18 protein-coding genes are annotated in these 15,881 nt (G+C 40.2%); 16 read left to right on the plus strand and 2 right to left on the minus strand.

Features of this window, described 5'->3' with window-relative positions:
• The first annotated feature begins 10 nt into the window (after positions 1-10).
• Complete coding sequence (locus ATE92_RS09170; RefSeq protein WP_100803417.1) at positions 11-1,327, plus strand: dihydrolipoamide acetyltransferase family protein; 1,317 nt, start codon at positions 11-13, stop codon at positions 1,325-1,327.
• Here ATE92_RS09170 and ATE92_RS09175 read toward each other — a convergent pair.
• Complete coding sequence (locus tag ATE92_RS09175) at positions 1,324-1,941, minus strand: hypothetical protein (RefSeq protein WP_100803418.1); 618 nt, start codon at positions 1,939-1,941, stop codon at positions 1,324-1,326. The two genes, ATE92_RS09170 and ATE92_RS09175, sit on opposite strands and share 4 nt — an antisense overlap.
• A 160-nt stretch (positions 1,942-2,101) precedes the next feature.
• Between ATE92_RS09175 and ATE92_RS09180 the strand changes: the two genes are divergently transcribed.
• The 12 genes from ATE92_RS09180 (at position 2,102) to ATE92_RS09235 (ending at position 12,297) form a co-directional block, all read left to right on the plus strand.
• The gene (locus ATE92_RS09180; protein ID WP_100803419.1) at positions 2,102-2,878 is read left to right on the plus strand and encodes a 3'-5' exonuclease; all 777 of its coding nucleotides are present in this window, start codon (positions 2,102-2,104) and stop codon (positions 2,876-2,878) included.
• Positions 2,878-3,489 carry a fumarylacetoacetate hydrolase family protein gene (locus ATE92_RS09185; protein WP_100803420.1) on the plus strand — a complete coding sequence of 204 codons (612 nt, stop codon included), beginning with the start codon at positions 2,878-2,880 and terminating at the stop codon, positions 3,487-3,489. Before ATE92_RS09180 ends, ATE92_RS09185 begins: the two co-directional genes overlap by 1 nt.
• On the plus strand, positions 3,490-3,831 hold the full coding sequence (locus tag ATE92_RS09190) for an Hpt domain-containing protein (protein ID WP_100803421.1): 342 nt from the start codon (positions 3,490-3,492) through the stop codon (positions 3,829-3,831).
• Positions 3,831-5,078, plus strand: coding sequence for a competence/damage-inducible protein A (locus tag ATE92_RS09195; RefSeq protein WP_100803422.1), 1,248 nt, complete (start codon positions 3,831-3,833; stop codon positions 5,076-5,078). The genes ATE92_RS09190 and ATE92_RS09195 overlap by 1 nt, the downstream gene beginning before the upstream one ends.
• A 133-nt stretch (positions 5,079-5,211) precedes the next feature.
• On the plus strand, positions 5,212-5,451 hold the full coding sequence (rpmB, locus tag ATE92_RS09200) for a 50S ribosomal protein L28 (RefSeq protein WP_100803423.1): 240 nt from the start codon (positions 5,212-5,214) through the stop codon (positions 5,449-5,451).
• A gap of 28 nt (positions 5,452-5,479) precedes the next feature.
• Positions 5,480-5,662 (plus strand): 50S ribosomal protein L33, encoded by a 183-nt coding sequence (gene rpmG, locus ATE92_RS09205; RefSeq protein WP_100803424.1) that lies wholly within the window; start codon positions 5,480-5,482, stop codon positions 5,660-5,662.
• Positions 5,663-5,671: 9 nt separating this feature from the next.
• The gene (locus ATE92_RS09210; RefSeq protein ID WP_100803425.1) at positions 5,672-5,824 is read left to right on the plus strand and encodes a DUF4295 domain-containing protein; all 153 of its coding nucleotides are present in this window, start codon (positions 5,672-5,674) and stop codon (positions 5,822-5,824) included.
• Positions 5,825-6,062: 238 nt separating this feature from the next.
• A complete protein-coding gene (gene ftsY, locus ATE92_RS09215; RefSeq protein WP_100804404.1) occupies positions 6,063-7,016 on the plus strand; it encodes a signal recognition particle-docking protein FtsY in 954 nt (317 codons plus the stop codon).
• A gap of 758 nt (positions 7,017-7,774) precedes the next feature.
• The gene (locus ATE92_RS09220) at positions 7,775-8,362 is read left to right on the plus strand and encodes an SET domain-containing protein (protein WP_100803426.1); all 588 of its coding nucleotides are present in this window, start codon (positions 7,775-7,777) and stop codon (positions 8,360-8,362) included.
• A gap of 72 nt (positions 8,363-8,434) precedes the next feature.
• Positions 8,435-9,736, plus strand: a complete 1,302-nt coding sequence (gene rimO / locus ATE92_RS09225; RefSeq protein ID WP_100803427.1) for a 30S ribosomal protein S12 methylthiotransferase RimO — start codon at positions 8,435-8,437, stop codon at positions 9,734-9,736.
• Positions 9,737-9,788: 52 nt separating this feature from the next.
• On the plus strand, positions 9,789-11,057 hold the full coding sequence (locus ATE92_RS09230; protein WP_100803428.1) for a hypothetical protein: 1,269 nt from the start codon (positions 9,789-9,791) through the stop codon (positions 11,055-11,057).
• A 7-nt stretch (positions 11,058-11,064) separates the two neighbouring features.
• Positions 11,065-12,297 (plus strand): glycosyltransferase family 4 protein, encoded by a 1,233-nt coding sequence (locus ATE92_RS09235; RefSeq protein ID WP_100803429.1) that lies wholly within the window; start codon positions 11,065-11,067, stop codon positions 12,295-12,297.
• Here ATE92_RS09235 and ATE92_RS09240 read toward each other — a convergent pair.
• Complete coding sequence (locus tag ATE92_RS09240; protein WP_100803430.1) at positions 12,294-13,241, minus strand: hypothetical protein; 948 nt, start codon at positions 13,239-13,241, stop codon at positions 12,294-12,296. The genes ATE92_RS09235 and ATE92_RS09240 overlap by 4 nt on opposite strands.
• Before the next feature lie 146 nt (positions 13,242-13,387).
• Here ATE92_RS09240 and ATE92_RS09245 point away from each other — a divergent pair, with 146 nt between their 5' ends.
• From ATE92_RS09245 to ATE92_RS14035, 3 genes are all read left to right on the plus strand, one after another.
• Entirely contained in the window at positions 13,388-13,849 is a 462-nt protein-coding gene (locus ATE92_RS09245) for a tRNA (cytidine(34)-2'-O)-methyltransferase (RefSeq protein ID WP_100803431.1), read from the plus strand.
• A gap of 133 nt (positions 13,850-13,982) precedes the next feature.
• Positions 13,983-15,218, plus strand: coding sequence for a DEAD/DEAH box helicase (locus tag ATE92_RS09250; protein WP_100803432.1), 1,236 nt, complete (start codon positions 13,983-13,985; stop codon positions 15,216-15,218).
• Positions 15,219-15,739: 521 nt separating this feature from the next.
• On the plus strand, positions 15,740-15,880 hold the full coding sequence (locus ATE92_RS14035) for a hypothetical protein (protein WP_157809602.1): 141 nt from the start codon (positions 15,740-15,742) through the stop codon (positions 15,878-15,880).
• Position 15,881: the final 1 nt, after the last annotated feature.

Raw genomic sequence — 15,881 nt, forward strand, 5'->3', positions numbered from 1 at the left:
CAAGGATATTATGGCAAAATTTGAATTGAAACTACCAAAAATGGGCGAAAGTGTTGCCGAAGCAACGGTAACTAACTGGCTTAAAGAAGTAGGAGACACCATTGAAGCAGATGAAGCAGTACTGGAAATCGCTACCGATAAGGTGGATAGTGAGGTTCCAAGTGAAGTGGATGGGGTTTTGGTTGAAAAATTATTCAATACGGACGATGTAGTGCAGGTTGGTCAAACCATTGCCATCATTGAAACAGAAGCCAATGGAGCGGTTGTTGCCTCAGCACCCAAAGCCGAAGCAAAAACTGAAACAACTTCTAGCCCCGCTGTAGCTGAAGTTGAAAAACAAATTGAAACTGCCAAAGAAGTAACGAAAACTGCTGTTGCAAGCACCGGTGACAGATTCTATTCTCCACTAGTAAAAAATATCGCCGCTGCCGAAGGGATATCCCAATCCGATTTAGATGCTATTTCTGGAACAGGGAAAGACGGCAGAGTGACGAAGAACGATATGATGGCCTATCTTGAAAATCGTTCTGCCAAGGGCACTACCACACCGCAATCTGCAGAAAGTGTAAAAACCACTGCTCCTGTAGCAAAATCGGCCACCCCGGTTTCAGTAAACGGAGGGGACGAAATTATAGAGATGACCCGTATGGGGAAACTCATTGCACATCACATGGTGGAAAGTGTTCAGACCTCTGCCCACGTACAATCTTTTATCGAAGCCGATGTGACCAAAATTTGGAACTGGCGTAATAAGGTAAAAGATGCCTTTGCCAAGCGAGAAGGGGAAGCGCTAACGTTTACTCCTATTTTTATGGAGGCGGTGGCTAAGGCGTTGAAAGACTTTCCAATGGTCAATATTTCGGTGGATGGCGACCGAATTATAAAACGTAAAAACATCAATTTAGGAATGGCGGCTGCACTCGCAGACGGCAATCTGATAGTTCCGGTAATAAGAAATGCAGACCAACTGAATTTGGTGGGAATGAGTAAGGCGGTGAACGACCTTGCCAATCGCGCCCGGAACAACCAGTTAAAACCCGACGAAATTCAGGGCGGAACCTATACTGTAACCAATGTAGGTACTTTTGGAAGTATTATGGGAACCCCAATCATCAATCAGCCGCAAGTAGCAATATTAGCACTGGGAGCCATTCGAAAAGTCCCTGCTGTTATTGAAACTCCCGAAGGAGATTTTATTGGTATTCGCTATAAAATGTTCCTGTCACACAGTTACGATCACCGTGTGGTAAACGGGGCTTTGGGCGGACAATTTGTAAAGCGCGTCGCCGATTATCTGGAGGCCTGGGACAGTAACAGGGAAATTTAGTTTACTAACTCAAACAAGATAGTTTCCAAATCATCGTAACCGAAAATTACATGATTTTTATTCCAGATTACCGGAAAACGAATTTTTGTTTGCTCGGTAAGTTGGCGCTCAATGAGCCGCATAAACTGATTGTACAAAATGGCATCTTCGGTAACATCCAAAACCCGATGTTGTATTCGATCGTCCTTTAATCGTGACGCTAACGCATCGCATTTTTCACATTTGCTTGTTGCAAACAGCACCAGTTTCCCTTCAATTAATTTTTCAATATCCACTGCCTGTTTTTCATAGGTAAAATTAAGATTGCGCTCTTCCTTATTAATAATAAGATCGTAGGTGTATTGAGAGGCTACACCATTTAATTCAACCAGTGTGAGCATTGGAGTTTTAGACAAGGGAGGCAGGTTTTTAATTACAGGTTTTGAAGCGCTTTTCCGATAACCTTCAGCATTTACCATAAAAAAAACATTGAGGGTGTCTTTCGTTTTGTTTTCGGCCATTAGCACAATACGTTTTCCTTGTTTTTCTTCGGAAATGAGTACCTGTAAACCCTGACAAATTCCTGAAAAAGAAAAAAGCAGTGAGAAAAAAAGTAATGTAATTGTAGTTTTCATAGGTTTCTAACAAAGGTATGCATTGCCCTTTTAAAAAAATAGCTGCTTTTTAAAATTACTCGTATAGGGATAAAAGCCTTGTCAAAACAAGCAGGCTTCACCGCTAAAAATAACGATTATAAACAGATGAATTAGTACCTTTGCCTTATAAAATGAATACATGGAGTTACACCTAAAAAAACCTATCTGCTTTTTCGATCTGGAAACCACCGGAGTTAACGTAGCCACCGACCGAATTGTAGAGATATCTGTTCTTAAAGTCTATCCTAACGGAAATAAAGAAAGTTATACCTGGCGTGTAAACCCCGAAATGCCTATTCCACCTGTTGTAAGTGCCATTCATGGGATTACCGATGAAATGGTTGCCAACGAACCTCCTTTTCGTGAAATAGCCCCAAAAGTATACGCCTTATTGAAGGATAGTGACCTGGGTGGGTTTAATTCCAATAGATTCGACATTCCATTGCTGGCCGAAGAATTATTGAGAGCCGAAATAGATTTCGATTTGAAAAAAGCTCTTTCGGTCGATGTGCAAACCATTTTTCACAAAAAAGAAAAGCGCACTCTCGAAGCCGCATATAAATTTTACTGTGATAAAACACTCGAAGATGCACATAGTGCAGAAGCCGATACCAACGCGACCTATGAGGTGCTTAAGGCACAGTTGGACCGATACCCCGATTTAGAAAACGATGTTGCTGCATTAGCCACCTTTAGTTCGCATAAGGACTTTGCCGACTTTGCAGGCTATATTGGATATAATAAAGAAGGAGATGAAATTTTCAGCTTTGGAAAACACAGAGGAGCAACGGTGTCCGATATCATGGAGAAAGAACCGGGTTATTTTGGGTGGTTGCTTAATGCCGATTTCCCGTTGTACACTAAAAAAGTGTTGACAAGAATCAAACTTCAGAAATTAAACAATAAATTAGAGTAATGAAAATTATCTGCGTAGGTAGAAATTATGGGGCACATATTGCAGAACTGGACAACGAACGTCCGGAGCATCCTATTCTTTTCTTAAAACCGGATACCGCCATTTTACTCAAAAAGCAACCCTTTTTTATCCCCGATTTCTCTGATGATGTACATCATGAAGTTGAAATTCTAGTAAAGATTACTAAAATTGGAAAACATATTGATAGAAAGTTTGCACACAAATACTATGATGAGATAGGGCTGGGAATCGATTTTACGGCGCGAGACCTGCAAGCAAGTCTAAAGGAAAAAGGCTTACCTTGGGAAAAAGCGAAGGCATTTGATGGGGCAGCAGTGGTAGGAAACTTTGTATCAAAAAAAACGTTTCAGGATGTGAATGATATCAATTTTTCGCTAAAAAAAAACGGAGAAGAGGTTCAAAAAGGAAATACCGGATTGATGCTATGGAAAATTGATGCTTTAATCGAATATATTTCAAAATATTTCACCATAAAGATTGGGGATATTATCTTTACAGGCACTCCTTCAGGTGTTTCAAAAGTGAATCCAAACGATACCTTGACGGGTTATATAGAAGGAAAGGAAAACTTTTCCATAAAAGTTAAATAGATGACAAGACATTATTCAAAAGAAAGTTTAAGTGAGGTAGCAGGTGGAGACCAGGATTTTATGGCCATCGTTGCAAAAACCTTTTTAGAGGAAATTCCACCAGATTTACAGGCCATGGAGGATGCAATCGACAATGATAACAAGGAATTAGCCTATCAATTTGCTCATAAAATGAAGCCTAATCTCGAAATGTTTGGCATCGAAGTTGGGAAGGATATTACCGCTATAGAAGCTTGGACAAGAACTTCAAAAAATAAAATGACGGTTTCCGAGAACCTCGAGAAAGTTGTTTCCTCTGTAAAGAAAGTGCTTGTAGAGCTCAAAGAAGATTTCAATTTATAATGCTTGCCGAAATAATCACCATAGGTGACGAAATTCTTATTGGTCAGATTGTAGATACCAATTCTGCTTTTATTGCCAAGGAGTTGAATAAAATTGGGGTTCAGGTCTACCAAATTACTTCCATTCAGGACGATAAAGAACACATTCTTCAGGCATTAAAAGACGCCAAGCAACGAGTAAATTTAGTATTGATTACAGGAGGTTTGGGTCCTACCAAAGACGATATTACCAAGGAAACCCTTTGTGAGTTTTTCGACGATACGCTTGTAGAAAGCGCTGAAGTTCTCGACAATGTGAATCGTCTTTTTTCAAAATACTTCAACAGAAAACCCCTGCCATCAAATTTATTGCAGGCAAAAGTTCCTTCCAAAGCAACAGTGCTCAACAATACCCACGGTACTGCACCGGGCATGTGGATTGAGGAGGATAATGTGGTATTTGTGTCTATGCCGGGAGTACCCTATGAGATGAAATACCTCATGCTAAATGAAGTATTGCCTCGAGTAGTTAAGAGATACGACCGACCATTTATCTATCACAAAACCTTGCTAACCTATGGTTTAGGTGAAAGCGCCATCGCAGACCGAATTGAAGATTGGGAAAACAGCCTTCCAAAAGAAATTAGATTGGCGTATTTGCCGTCTTTAGGGCGTGTCCGACTTCGGTTATCCTCCAAAGGCAAAGATGAAGCACAATTACACCGGGCTGTGGATAAGCAGATGGATGTGCTTTGGAAATTACTGGAAGACATTGCTGTAGGATATGAGGATGAAACAAGCATCGAAGAACGTATTGGTGCGCTGTTGGCGCAAAGGGAACAATCGCTAAGTCTTGCCGAGAGTTGTACCGGTGGTGCCATTGCCAAAAAAATTACTGGAAATCCCGGCGCTTCCGCGTTTTTCAAAGGAAGTATCATTCCATATCAAACAATTAAAAAGGTGGATGTTCTTGGGGTAGACGAACAATTAATTCACGATCACAGCGTGGTGAGTGCTCCTGTGGCCGAAGCAATGGCCCAACATGTAAAAAAATTGTTTGAAACCGATTATGGGGTAGCAACTACAGGAATTGCAGGACCTACTTTGGGAGATAGCGAAGATGAGGTGGGGACTGTTTTTATTGCCATAGCGGGACCTAAAAGGGTAATAAGTGAAAAATTCAGCTTTGGTAATGCGCGGGAGCGGGTAATTTCAAAAGCAACGAACAAAGCCTTCGAAATGCTGCTCAAAGAAATTTTAAAAAACTAAGCAAAGCTGCGTTCTGAAAGTTTCAAATTATAAACCTCAAACTTGAAATTTTTTATTTTTCTTTTGTTGTGCATCACAATAAAATTACTTAAATTTGCAGCCTGTTTAAAATAACCATAAATATTTTAAGGAAATGTCTAGAGTTTGTGAGCTTACAGGAAAGAAAGCAATGGTAGGAAACAATGTTTCCCACGCGATGAATAAAACAAAGCGCAAGTTTAATGTAAACCTTGCAAAGAAGCGTTTTTACATTCCTGAAGAGGACAAGTGGATTACCCTTCGTGTAGCTACTTCAGTTTTAAAAACAATTAATAAAAAAGGTATTTCTGCGGTTATCAAAGAAGCAAGAGCCAAAGGCTTTTTGAATCAATAATTGCAAATAATTAATAAAGTCTATTACAATGGCTAAAAGAGGAAACAGAGTACAGGTAATTTTAGAATGTACAGAGCACAAGGGAACCGGTGAGCCGGGAACATCTCGTTACATCACCACAAAAAATAAAAAGAACACACCGGACAGAATGGAATTGAAGAAATTCAACCCAATTCTTAAGAAAATGACGGTTCATAAAGAAATTAAATAAGACTAGGCCATGGCAAAGAAATCAGTAGCATCGTTACAAACAGGATCCAAGAGATTAACAAAAGCCATTAAAATGGTAAAATCGCCAAAAACCGGCGCCTATACCTTCGTGGAATCTATCATGACTCCCGAAGCGGTAAACGACTGGTTGAGCAAAAAATAATCGGTTCTTACGATAATCAAACAAAGCCACTTTTTTATAAGAGTGGCTTTTTCTATTTTGTATATTTGCCGGGCGTTTCCCCTCCTTCTCGGCCAGAGGCAGATTCGGAGGGGACGGGCTATCCGCTGTATCTTTTTTTGTCTCTCTTTGCGCACCTGTCTACCGACAGGCAGGGTCGAAGGGTTTCAACAAAAAAAGGATGCCGCTGCTATCCCCTAACGCAACTAACAAAACAACAATGAGCTTCTTTAAAAAAATATTCTCCAAAGAAAAAAAAGAAACCCTGGATAAAGGGTTGGAAAAATCCAAAAACTCCTTCCTCGACAAACTAAGCAAAGCCGTCGCAGGAAAAAGTAAGGTAGACGACAACGTTCTCGATAATCTGGAAGAGGTCTTGGTATCAAGTGATGTGGGTGTAAATACCACCCTAAAAATTATTGAACGTATCGAAGCACGTGTTGCAAAAGATAAATATCTGGGCACCGAAGAACTCAACCAAATTCTTCGCGAAGAGATTGCAGGGCTGCTTAGTGAAACTAATTCGGGAAATGCATCCGACTTTGAGCTACCTGAAAGCAATGCGCCTCATGTTATCATGGTAGTAGGAGTGAATGGAGTAGGGAAGACCACCACTATCGGAAAATTAGCATATCAGTTTAAAAAGGCAGGAAAAAAAGTGGTTTTAGGTGCCGGAGACACCTTTAGAGCCGCTGCAATCGATCAGTTACAAATTTGGGCAGATAGGACCGGTGTTCCAATTGTACGCCAGGAAATGGGAAGCGATCCCGCAAGTGTAGCCTTCGACACCCTCCAAAGCGCCGTTACTCAGAATGCCGATGTGGTAATCATCGATACTGCGGGTAGATTACACAATAAAGTGAACCTAATGAACGAGCTTACCAAGATAAAGCGTGTAATGCAAAAGGTAATTCCTGATGCGCCCCACGATGTGCTTTTAATACTCGACGGCTCTACAGGACAGAATGCCTTCGAACAAGCCAAACAATTTACGGCCGCCACCGAAGTGACTTCTTTGGCAGTTACAAAACTCGACGGAACAGCAAAAGGCGGTGTAGTAATCGGTATTAGCGATCAGTTTCAAATTCCGGTAAAGTATATTGGTGTAGGAGAAGGTATGGAGGACTTGCAGGTGTTTAATAAATTAGAATTTGTGGACAGTTTTTTTTCTTAACAAAAGCGAAGAGGCATTAGCGAATAGGGAATTGGTTTATTTTACAAATCCCAAATCCCAAATCCCAAATCCCAAATCCCAAATCCCAAATCCCTAATTGTGAGCAGTGAGCAGTGAGTAGTGAGTAGTGAGTAGTGAGTAGTGAGTAGTGAGTAGTGAGTAGTGAGTAGTTAAAAGAGGTTAAGCACTAGTCAATAGGGAATAATTTTATTTATAATTCATAATTCATAATTCGTAAATCCACAATCCAAAATCCCAAATCCCTAATCGTGAGCAGTGAGCCGTGAAGAGTGAACCGTGATTAGTGAATCGTTTAATTTAACTTTTATTTCTAAAATCTAAAATCTAAAATCTAAAATCTAAAATCTAAAATCTAAAATCTAAAATCTAAAATCTAAAATCTAAAATCCCAAATCCCAAATCCCAAATCCCTAATTGTGAGCAGTGAGCAGTGAGCAGTGAGCAGTGAGCAGTGAGTAGTGAGTAGTGAGCAGTGAGTAGTGAGTAGTGAGTAGTGAGCAGTGAGTAGTGAGTAGTTAAAAGAGGTTAAGCGCTAGTCAATCGGGAATAGTTTAATTTAACTTTTATTTCTAAAATCTAAAATCTAAGATCTAAAATCTAAAATCTAAAATCTAAAATCTAAAATCTAAAATCCCAAATCCCCCTTCACCCTTCACTCCATACCTCCATTATTATTTTTTATTTCGTATTAATATTATTGTACATTTGAGTAAACAAAAACTCATCATTTCTTTTTTATGATTCACCCGCATACGGAACTACGCTTCATCAGCGACCAAATTGGACACGGCGTAGTAGCAACCAAATTTATTCCTGCAGGTACCATAACCTGGGTCTTAGACAAATTAGACAGGACATTCACCATAGAAGACTTTCAGAAATTAGATAAGCTATATCAGGATATACTGGAGTTTTATACCTATCGCAACAGCAAAGGCAACTATGTATTATGTTGGGATCATGGAAGGTTTGTAAACCACAGTTTTAAATCCAATTGTCTTTCTACGGCATACGATTTCGAAATCGCCATCCGCGATATTCAACCGGGAGAACAACTAACCGACGATTACGGATATTTAAATATTGAAACTCCTTTTCGTGCAGCCGATGAGGGCACCAAGCGCAAGACAGTTTATCCGGACGATCTTAAGAATTATCACAAGGTGTGGGATAAGAAAATTGCTGCGGTTTTTCCTAAAATCAGAGAACTAAATCAGCCGCTGGCGAATATTTTGACTGAAGCCACCCAAAAGCAAATTGACGCAGTCTTGAGCGGAGCTAAACCCTTGGCTTCTATTTTGGAAATTTACTATCCTAAAAAGTAATTTCTGTTACACTATTTTACGAGGTATTCCCATTTTAATAGGTATCTTTGCACGCCTTATTATTAAAAAATTATGCGGACTAAAACCCTGAAAAAGAACAAGATTAATGTAGTAACCTTGGGTTGCTCCAAAAACACTTACGACAGCGAAGTGCTGATGGGACAGTTACGTGCTAATAACAAGGAAGTAGTCCATGAGGAAGAGGGAAATATTGTAGTAATCAATACCTGTGGTTTTATTGCCAATGCCAAAGAAGAAAGTATTAATACCATTTTGGAATACGTTCAGAAAAAGGAAGATGGGCTGGTCGATAAAGTTTTTGTCACAGGATGCCTTTCAGAACGTTATAAACCCGATCTTCAAAAAGAAATACCTGCTGTTGATCAATATTTTGGAACCACCGAATTACCCGGATTGCTAAAAGCACTGGGAGCCGATTACAAACATGAATTAATTGGGGAAAGACTTACAACCACACCCAAAAATTACGCATACTTAAAAATTGCCGAAGGTTGTGACCGACCCTGTTCCTTCTGCGCCATTCCTATCATGCGCGGGAAGCACAAGAGCACACCCATGGAAGATTTGGTCACCGAAGCCGAAAAATTAGCAGCCAAGGGAGTGAAGGAATTAATTCTTATCGCCCAGGATCTTACGTATTACGGCCTCGATTTATACAAAAAACGAAACCTGGCCGAGTTACTTCAGAAATTGGTGCAAGTAGAAGGCATCGAGTGGATTCGATTACACTATGCCTTCCCAACAGGATTTCCAATGGATGTATTGGAAGTGATGCGCAATGAGCCTAAAATTTGCAACTATATAGACATTCCGTTACAGCATATTGCCGACCCAATATTGAAGTCGATGCGTCGTGGAACCACCAAGGCAAAGACCACCAAATTACTAGAAGAATTTCGTGCAGCTGTCCCCGATATGACTATTCGAACCACTTTAATTGTGGGCTATCCCGGAGAAACTGAAGAAGATTTTCAGACTTTAAAGAATTGGGTAACAGAGATGCGTTTCGAGCGCCTGGGATGTTTTACCTATTCTCACGAAGAAAACACACACGCTTATAATTTGGTCGATGATGTTCCTGAAGATGTTAAAATGAATCGCGCCAACGAGATTATGGAAATTCAGTCACAGATTTCCTGGGAACTCAATCAGCAGAAAATTGGGAAAGAATTCAAAGTGGTAATAGACCGCAAAGAGGGAAGTTATTTTGTGGGACGTACCGAGTTTGATAGCCCCGATGTGGATAATGAGGTTTTAATCAATGCTGAAGAAGGTTATATGCGGACTGGCGATTTTTTCAATGTTAAGATTACTGCTGCCGAAGATTTCGATTTGTATGCTGAATTAATTTAATACCTTTATACTATCCCGGAAAGTTCGAACCGGGATCTTAATTTAGGAACGTATGATTCATAAAATTTGCTTATTTATTGCCATTACTTTTCTTCTGTTTTCCTGTAAAAACAACCCCGATAAAGAACAAAATACGGGAGACTCAACTCATACTGCAGCGCATACTGACAATCATTTAAAGGAGATTCCGAGCCCCGTACAAGGAAACAGTGCAATGCCAAGACTTTTTAGTAATGGTGCAGATTTGTTTTTATCCTGGGTCGAAAGAAAAGACTCTGTCGCAACACTAAACTTTTCGATTTTAAAAGACGAAAAATGGAGCACCCCGGAAGCGGTAGCTTCAGGAAAAGACTGGTTTGTAAACTGGGCCGATTTTCCCGCTATTGCCGAAAGCAACGGCAATATTCTAACCAACTATCTTCAGAAATCCGCCAACGGAACCTATACCTATGATGTTAAATTAAACCTATATACCCCTCCTTCTGCCGAAAATAGCGATGGATTATGGAAAAAGAATTTCTTACTCCATAACGACGGGACACAAAGTGAACATGGCTTTGTATCCATTCGTCCGTATGTAGATGATAGTTTTCTGGTAGTATGGCTCGATGGTAGAGAAACCGTTGGAAAAGATCATGGTGGCGGACAAATGACCTTACGTGGGGCGATTGTTTTTAAGGATGGTTCTGTACAATACGATACCTTATTGGATGATAGTGTATGCGATTGCTGTCAGACATCGGTTGCCATTGGATCCAACGATGAAATCATTGTTGCCTATCGTGATCGCAGCAAGGAAGAGCTTCGGGATATATCGATTGTACGTTGGCAAAAAGACGGAGGATGGTCTAAACCTATGACTATAGGCAATGACAACTGGAAAATTCCGGGATGTCCCGTAAACGGACCATCGATAGATGCTTTTGAAAATAATGCAGTAGTAGCATGGTTCACTGAGGCAAAAGGAGAGGGCGATGTAAATGTTGCTTTTTCAAACGACAATGGGGCAAATTTCGGCAAATCGTTCCGCATAGATGTTGGAAACGCTACAGGAAGAGTTGATGTGGCCATGCTCTCGGAAGAAGAAGCCGCCGTGCTCTGGATGGAACCAAAAGGCGAGGAGACAGTTATTCAACTCATGAAAATAAACGTTCACGGCTATACTGAGCCGGCAGTCACTATTGCAACAACCAGTCCCAATCGATCTACCGGTTTTCCACAACTTGAAATAGTTGGTGACACGGCATATATTGCTTGGACGATGATTTCCGAAAAGGAGGCAACTATTAAAACTGCCTCGATCGCCTTAAAAGATTTTTAAATAAGCTTTGAATAGCGTACTCATTATTGGCCATACTTTTCCCGAACCTGCAACGACAGCCGCGGGTAGCCGTATGCTGCAGTTGATTCAGCTTTTTATTGAAAACAACTTTACAATCACTTTCGCGACTACTGCAAATGCTTCCGATAAAGCAGTAAATCTAAAAGAATTAGGTGTTGATACTCTTGCTATTCAATTAAATGATGCTTCTTTCGATGATTGTATTTCAGAATTAAACCCCTCCCTTGTACTTTTTGATCGATTTATAACGGAAGAACAGTTTGGTTGGCGTGTGGCCGAAATCTGTCCAAATGCCTTACGGATACTCGATACTGAAGATTTGCATTTTCTTCGAAAGGCAAGAGAACAGGCAGTAAAAAAAGGTTTGTCTGTAGCCGATGCCAGCTTATTTACTGAAACAGCCAAGCGGGAATTGGCCAGTATTTTACGATGTGATCTGTCGATACTTATTTCGGAAGCTGAAGTGAAACTACTAGAAACTACCTTTTCAATCCCTTCGGAACTATTGTATTATTTACCTTTTTTAGTGGAACACTCGTCTGAAGCTGCGGCAAAATTACCTGCGTTCGAAGCACGAAGTGGTTTTGTTACCGTGGGGAATATGTTGCATGCGCCCAATGTAGATTCTATAAAATATTTAAAAACAGAAATCTGGCCCCTGATTCGGGAAAAACTCCCTGAAGCCCAATTGCATATTTATGGAAGTTACGCAACGCAGCAGATACTGGATTTTCATAATCCAAAAGAAGGATTTTTATTTCAGGGTTGGGCTAAAGAGGTGTCAAAAGTAATGGTTGCATCGAAGGTGTGTCTTGCGCCGCTGCGATTCGGAGCTGGTTTAAAAGGGAAATTATTGGATGCCATGCGTTATGGAACACCCTCAGTTACTACTACTATTGGCGCGGAAGGAATGTATGGAAACCTACCTATTCCGGGCAGAATTACAGATGATCCTCTAGAATTTGCAAAGGCTTCGGTCGCACTATTTACACAGAAAGAAATCTGGCTGGAAGCGCAGCAAAATGGTTTCAGTTGTATCGAAAAGCGTTTCCAAAAAAGCCTTTTTTCCGAAGCCTTTATTGCAACAATAAACAAGCTTCAACAAAATGTGAGGACACACAGAGAAAAGCACTTTATAGGGCAAATACTTCAGCATCACACATTGCAGAGTAGTAAGTATTTAAGTAAGTGGATTGAAGCTAAAAATTCGACCTCTTAATACAGTTTCGCCAAATCGTTTTCGGCCGCAATATAGCCGAACGATGCCCAGTCGTCCTGTGAAACAATCTCGTTATACACCACCCTTGCCCGTTCGGCATAGCCGGTATAATACAACCAGTTAGCAATGGCGTATCGGAGGGCTGTGTCCGATGCAGTAGAAGCTTCATTTTCTGAATTAATATCCTTTAATTCTAGATCCCCTTTATAGAACAAACATGCGCGATGGTAAGCCGTATTTTCAATAACTTCCATGCTAGAGGTAATATTTTTTACATAGTTTTTTGCGGCATCATCTCGTCCCAGCCTTCTATTAATCATATAGATCCAATGTGTTGCCGAAACGACATTGTCCGGTTTGTTGGACGTCTCCAAACATTTCTTAAACGCATCCAGTGCAGGCCCCATACTACGGTTAAGGTAATGTGCAAGTCCTAAGTGATAATAGATATTTCCATGTAGGGTACTCACCGGAATGTTTTGCGCATTAGGCATTCCGTCCGGCTCAACTTCGTCCTTTGTGCCTTCTATTAGTTGAGCTGCTTTTGTAAGATCTTCAATTGCTCTGTTGAATTTACGTAGTGTAATATATCTGTGTCCCCGATGACGGTACAATCTGGGATCGTTGGGAAATTGTTCAATTCCTTTGGTGTAAATTGCAATAGCCTCGTTGTATTTCCCTAGATAAGCCGTAAACCGTCCGTGCCAGATAATAGTTTCAATTTTGTTGGGATTGGCATCGTAGGCTACTTTTTTCTCATTGTAACGCATTACCAAGCTGTCTGAAGGTGTAGCCGAATACAAGGTATCTCCTAGAAGTGAGATTGCTTCATAAGCCGGTGCCGAGAGCATGTCTGGTTGCCCGCTTAGTGGTAGTTGCTCCTCTTTTTTATCTTTACAAGAAATCAAGGTGATAAAAATTAACAAGGTGTAGAATGTTTTCATGGAGACTCTTTTAATGACTTAAAGATAGACAATTTTTAAGTGCGCCTTGAAGAGGATTAGCAGGGCAGATTTACTAATAGCAGAATGTTGCAAAGTGACGCTATAAATGGTAAGAATATATGATAACTTTGTAGCAAAGCATAACAGTGTCCTACAACATAGTTTTAATAGAACCCGAAATCCCAAATAACACCGGTAATATTGGCCGACTCAGTCTTGCAACCGGGAGTACGCTGCATTTGGTAAAGCCCTTCGGATTTGAACTCAATGATACAAGGGTAAAACGGGCGGGGTTGGATTATTGGCAACATGTTGAACTTAAGATTTATGAAAGTACTGAAGCTTTTTTTTCGGTCCATAAAAATAAATCCATGGCTTTCTTTTCAAGCCACGGAACGCGCGATTATTGGGACATCCCTTTTAAAGATGAAATGTTCTTGATTTTTGGAAAGGAATCTGTGGGCTTGCCGAAGGATTTAATTAGCAAGCATGAGACCGATTTGTATAAAATTCCGATTCACTCACCTCACATTCGTTCTATCAATTTGGCAAATGCAGTTGGAGTTGTAGTTTATGAGGGATTGCGTCAGGCAGCCATGAAGTGTTAAAAGAAAAAACGCATCAACGACGCAACGAACATGCAATTCAACGCATCAAAAACTCAACAAACAAACAACTCCACAAACCCTCTTCCTTCCAATTCCAATTACTGTATCTTTGCAACATTATTAAAACCACTCTATGCACTTCAGTGAATTAGCCTTAAACAAACCTATTCTAAAAGCCGTTTTTGAAAAGAATTATGAGTCTCCTACGCAGATTCAGGAGGAAACGATTCCGTTAGTACTTGCCGGAAAAGATGTAATTGCTTCGGCCCAAACAGGAACCGGAAAAACAGCAGCTTTTGCATTGCCCATCTTACAGCGATTGTTTCATCAACAGGATGTCAATAAAAATGCTAAAAAGATTCGCGCCCTGGTTGTGAGTCCTACACGGGAATTGGCCGTACAGATTGAAGAAGAGTTTCAGGTCTATAGTAAATATACCAACTTGCGAACCACTGTTGTTTTTGGAGGAACCTCCATAGCACCTCAAAAAGATATTTTAAAAAAAGGGGTAGATATATTAATTGCTACTCCCGGGCGCTTACTGGATCTTCGGAAGCAGGAAATTGTAGATTTAGGACATGTTGAAATTTTAGTTTTAGATGAAGCAGATCTTATGCTGGATATGGGTTTTATAGACGATGTACTTAAGATTGAGCGATTGTGTCCGGAAGAAAAACAGAGCCTGCTCTTTTCGGCTACCATGCCTGCTAAAGTAGTACAATTAGCGAGGACCATTTTAAAAGACCCTGAAAGGGTGGAGGTAACTCCGTCGGTTTCAGCAGCGGCATCGGTAAGACAGATTCTATATTATGTTCCCAAACCTAAAAAAATTGAATTGTGTTTACACCTGCTACGCAATACTATCAAAGGAAATATCCTCATCTTTCGTCGCACTAAGAACGGAGTTGACAAACTGGAACAAACACTCATAAAGAATAATTATAAGGTTGCCAGCTTACATGGTGATAAGGCACAAAGTACGCGACAAGTTGCATTGAACAGTTTCAAAAATGGCGATGTTAATATTCTCATAGCTACCGATGTTGCCTCACGCGGAATCGATATCGACGGTCTCGACGCTGTTATAAATTTTGATCTTCCCAATATTCCCGAAACCTTTGTGCATCGTATTGGGCGCACAGGACGAGCGGGACTGGAAGGTATAGCCTATTCATTTTGTTCGGCAGATGAAAAGGAATACGTTACCAGTATTCAGAAATTAATAAAAGGAGCCTTGCCGGTAGACGATGAGCATCCTTACCTCTTATCTCCCAAAGCCAAACCACAGGTGCATAAAAAGAAGGGGAGCAAACACAAAAAAGGACGAAAATCTGAAGCCTCGAAGAAAAATAAGAAACGTTGGTATTAGTTTGAGGGTGCATGGTGAAGGGTGAAGGGTGAAGAGGGAGTTGTACGAAATTTTAATTTTGCTTAATCCCAAATCCCAAATCCCTAAACGTGAGCAGTGAGGAGTGAGCAGTGAGTCGTGAGAAGTATAAAGAAATTACGCACTAGCCAATAGGGCATAGTTTAGTCTGATTCATAACTCATCACTCGTAAATCGTGAATCGTAAATCGTAAATCGTAAATCGTAAATCGTAAATCCCAAGTCCCAAATTCCTAATCGTGAGCAGTGAGTTTACCTACCGTAGGTAGATGGTGATTAGTGAGCCGTGAAGAGTGAACCGTGATTAGTGAATCGTTTAATTTAACTTTTATTTCTAAAATCTAAAATCCCTGAACTAAGTTCTACATCTATTTTTAAAACATTTCATCGAATAGTAAGAAAAAGATTACAAAAAATTAGTTTTTGAACAAAGCTTATCCTACATTTATTCTTGCCTCAGTTGCTATTCTCTTAGTCCTTCTTCTGCTTTTAAAATGAATATCATGGAAAAAGCATTAAACTATCCGTTTCAAAGGCGATCTGCCAATTATTTTGAATGGCTGTACGAAGTTATCAAGTCGGAAAAGTATTTCCAGGCAGATTCGGTTATTGTTTCAAAAGAAATAAAAAGGCGGCATACATAAA

Origin of the sequence: Ulvibacter sp. MAR_2010_11 (genome assembly GCF_002813135.1) — a bacterium.
Taxonomy (GTDB): domain Bacteria; phylum Bacteroidota; class Bacteroidia; order Flavobacteriales; family Flavobacteriaceae; genus Altibacter.

Excerpts from the sequence above, each read along its gene's own strand:
- ATE92_RS09210 (WP_100803425.1), top strand. The coding sequence starts at position 5,672 with ATGGCAAAGAAATCAGTAGCATCGTTACAAACAGGATCCAAGAGATTA.
- ATE92_RS09240 (WP_100803430.1), bottom strand. The coding sequence starts at position 13,241 with ATGAAAACATTCTACACCTTGTTAATTTTTATCACCTTGATTTCTTGT.
- rimO (WP_100803427.1), top strand. The coding sequence starts at position 8,435 with ATGCGGACTAAAACCCTGAAAAAGAACAAGATTAATGTAGTAACCTTG.
- ftsY (WP_100804404.1), top strand. The coding sequence starts at position 6,063 with ATGAGCTTCTTTAAAAAAATATTCTCCAAAGAAAAAAAAGAAACCCTG.
- ATE92_RS09180 (WP_100803419.1), top strand. The coding sequence starts at position 2,102 with ATGGAGTTACACCTAAAAAAACCTATCTGCTTTTTCGATCTGGAAACC.
- ATE92_RS09175 (WP_100803418.1), bottom strand. The coding sequence starts at position 1,941 with ATGAAAACTACAATTACATTACTTTTTTTCTCACTGCTTTTTTCTTTT.
- ATE92_RS09250 (WP_100803432.1), top strand. The coding sequence starts at position 13,983 with ATGCACTTCAGTGAATTAGCCTTAAACAAACCTATTCTAAAAGCCGTT.
- ATE92_RS09185 (WP_100803420.1), top strand. The coding sequence starts at position 2,878 with ATGAAAATTATCTGCGTAGGTAGAAATTATGGGGCACATATTGCAGAA.
- ATE92_RS14035 (WP_157809602.1), top strand. The coding sequence starts at position 15,740 with ATGGAAAAAGCATTAAACTATCCGTTTCAAAGGCGATCTGCCAATTAT.
- ATE92_RS09230 (WP_100803428.1), top strand. The coding sequence starts at position 9,789 with ATGATTCATAAAATTTGCTTATTTATTGCCATTACTTTTCTTCTGTTT.
- ATE92_RS09195 (WP_100803422.1), top strand. The coding sequence starts at position 3,831 with ATGCTTGCCGAAATAATCACCATAGGTGACGAAATTCTTATTGGTCAG.
- ATE92_RS09170 (WP_100803417.1), top strand. The coding sequence starts at position 11 with ATGGCAAAATTTGAATTGAAACTACCAAAAATGGGCGAAAGTGTTGCC.
- rpmB (WP_100803423.1), top strand. The coding sequence starts at position 5,212 with ATGTCTAGAGTTTGTGAGCTTACAGGAAAGAAAGCAATGGTAGGAAAC.
- ATE92_RS09220 (WP_100803426.1), top strand. The coding sequence starts at position 7,775 with ATGATTCACCCGCATACGGAACTACGCTTCATCAGCGACCAAATTGGA.
- rpmG (WP_100803424.1), top strand. The coding sequence starts at position 5,480 with ATGGCTAAAAGAGGAAACAGAGTACAGGTAATTTTAGAATGTACAGAG.
- ATE92_RS09190 (WP_100803421.1), top strand. The coding sequence starts at position 3,490 with ATGACAAGACATTATTCAAAAGAAAGTTTAAGTGAGGTAGCAGGTGGA.